The sequence below is a fragment of the Priestia sp. P5_B4 genome (assembly GCF_056400385.1).
Window position 1 is genome coordinate 1 of the sequence record NZ_JBFULJ010000606.1, and the last position, 2348, is coordinate 2348.

Below are 2348 nucleotides of genomic sequence, written 5' to 3' on the forward strand. Positions count from 1 at the left end.
CAAGAGAACCGCCTTCTAAAAATTGATTATCTCCGCCGTTTACGACAATGACATCCGGCTGATATGTGTTGATTTCTTCTCCAACAGCGGAATACCATACCGTATCTCCAGCTGTTGTTTTTAAATATAAGAATGAAAAAACGCTTTATATAGCTGGAGATACGGTATGGTATTCCGCTGTTGGAGAAGAAATCAACACATATCAGCCGGATGTCATTGTCGTAAACGGCGGAGATAATCAATTTTTAGAAGGCGGTTCTCTTGTGATGGGGAAAGAAGATATTTACGAAGTTTTTAAAGCGGCCCCTCGTGCTACGATTATTTCTGTCCATATGGAAGCTGTAAATCACTGGACGCTATCAAGAGAAGAATTAAAAGGCTTTATCAAAGAAAAAGACATGACATCTCACGTCTTTGTTCCAGATGATGGCGAGGTTTATACTTTTTAAGAGAAAAGCTGAGATAAAAGTATTCTAGTTGAATGTAAATCCGAACGAGGAATCAAGATTCTTGATGGAGAATCAACTTCGTTTGGATTTTTTCATCGGTATGGTGAACGTAGGTTTCATGTATRTRGGTRCTTCTAGCKGTTGATTGGAGGGCAWGGCGAAGACTCCTGCGGGAAAAGYGGAACAGRTGAGACCCCRCAGGAGCGCAAGCGACGAGGAGRCTCATGGACCGCCCGCGAAAAGCGAAGCCTTACACGGAAATTAACAGCGGTCCAATGTAAAAGCTTTAGCGTATAAATCATAAAGCTCTTTTGTTTCTTTTTAGCATTTTTCGGACGTATAAGCAAAGATCGAATGCAACAATGGTGAAGATACTGCATTTTATCATAAACCAAAATAACGATTCGTTTATGCCAAATCCGCCAATCGAAGCTTTTAGTTCATTTAGCTGCCTGAGAATTAAATTTGTGTCGTTTTCATAGGCCACAGTAAAAGATTTAATCACAAGCATGGTCATAATGACTGCTTCTACAGATATATATAGAATTTTTCTTGCTAGTTTAAGAGAAGGATGTACGTTTGATTTGGGAATTTTATAAAATAATTTCATCGCCTGTTTGCCTTTCAGTTATTTTAAGAGGTTTAAAAAGATTAGTTTATTCTATAATTCTTTCCTCGGCTATAAAATCCTGTATGTATAGCAAGTTTAAAAAAAGCCCGCTAGAAAAGGTCATACACCGATTTTCTAGTGGGCTTCTTTAGTCAACATCCGTCTATTCACTTAGTATTGATCCTGAAAAAGCGTTCCAATCCTGCATAACCCTCTGCTCATTTTTAATGTTCTTCAGCCAGGGCGTTTGCTTTTGTCACATGAACCGTACCAAATGGGTGGTTTGGCGGAGCGTATATGGAGTAAAGCTTTAGCGGTGTGGTACCCGTATTGGTGACATCATGCCACGTTCCGGCAGGGATAAATATCGCATCGTCATCGTAGACTTTTCGTTTAAAGGTTAGATTGTTTTTACTTTTGCCCATTTGAACAACGCCTTGCCCTTGTTCAATGCGCAGGAATTGATCAACGTTAGGGTGGATTTCTAAGCCGATATCTTCACCGGGCTTAAGACTCATTAGCGTCACTTGTAAATGTGTTCCCGTCCATAAAGCAGTGCGGTACGTATTGTTTTGCTTTGATGCTTCATTAATATTAATAACAAACGGCCTTGGTCCGTAGTCCTTTAATTTACCGTTTCTTTGCTGAAACTGTTCGCTGGTGTGATAGTGATTCGGCACATAATAACTATATGGCTGCCAGCCGTAATACACTGGAGTCTGCCACTGATGGTAATAAGGTGTATAGTGCATACTCATTCTCCTTTTCTCGTTTAATTTTTCTTTTCATCCTATGCTTTTGTCAAAACGGTTGATACCATTTGCCTTTTTGTCCGCGGTCTCTATGCACTTATTTTTTACTGAAATCATGTGATTAATGATTTATCTGAGCTCTTTGATTGTTTTGGGGTGGTTAAAAAATATTTTCATCACTTTAATACGATAATTCAGTAAAAAATATATCGTATGAAAACGTTTTATTTGATATAATTTTAGAAGATGAAAATTATTTTAAAGGGTGACGTTCATTGAAAGAAAAAAAACTTCAAGAATTAACTGAACATCTTAATAATTTATTCAACAATTTAATTCATGGATCTATCACAGAAGGTGAATTTAATGAGCTGTCCGAAGAGCTTTACAGAAAGCAAACTAGGCTGCGCTATGAGATAGAGTGTGAGAAAGGTTCGTATTATAGAGAATATTTTAGAGGCTAAGGCTTTGTATTAGACTGTTTTATAAGAAATAAGAAAAGGCCTCCATTTAGGAGGCCTTTTCTTAACTTCTAAC

Annotated in this window: 3 protein-coding genes and 2 pseudogenes; 2 read left to right on the plus strand and 3 right to left on the minus strand. The window is 37.8% G+C overall.

Annotation, left to right across the window (positions count from 1 at the left end; genetic code table 11):
* Positions 1–112: pseudogene (locus AC1DRF_RS23595) on the minus strand (MBL fold metallo-hydrolase); the annotation flags it as partial.
* A 1-nt stretch (position 113) separates the two neighbouring features.
* On the opposite strand from AC1DRF_RS23595, the pseudogene AC1DRF_RS23600 reads away from it, so the two are divergent.
* Positions 114–449, plus strand: a pseudogene (locus AC1DRF_RS23600) (MBL fold metallo-hydrolase); the annotation flags it as partial.
* A gap of 298 nt (positions 450–747) precedes the next feature.
* On the opposite strand, the gene AC1DRF_RS23605 reads toward AC1DRF_RS23600, so the two are convergent.
* Entirely contained in the window at positions 748–1059 is a 312-nt protein-coding gene (locus AC1DRF_RS23605) for a hypothetical protein (protein ID WP_427075818.1), read from the minus strand.
* Positions 1060–1283: 224 nt separating this feature from the next.
* Entirely contained in the window at positions 1284–1811 is a 528-nt protein-coding gene (locus AC1DRF_RS23610) for a cupin domain-containing protein (protein WP_016764982.1), read from the minus strand.
* 275 nt (positions 1812–2086) lie between these two features.
* Here AC1DRF_RS23610 and AC1DRF_RS23615 point away from each other — a divergent pair, with 275 nt between their 5' ends.
* Positions 2087–2275, plus strand: a complete 189-nt coding sequence (locus AC1DRF_RS23615; protein ID WP_013058178.1) for a hypothetical protein — start codon at positions 2087–2089, stop codon at positions 2273–2275.
* Positions 2276–2348: the final 73 nt, after the last annotated feature.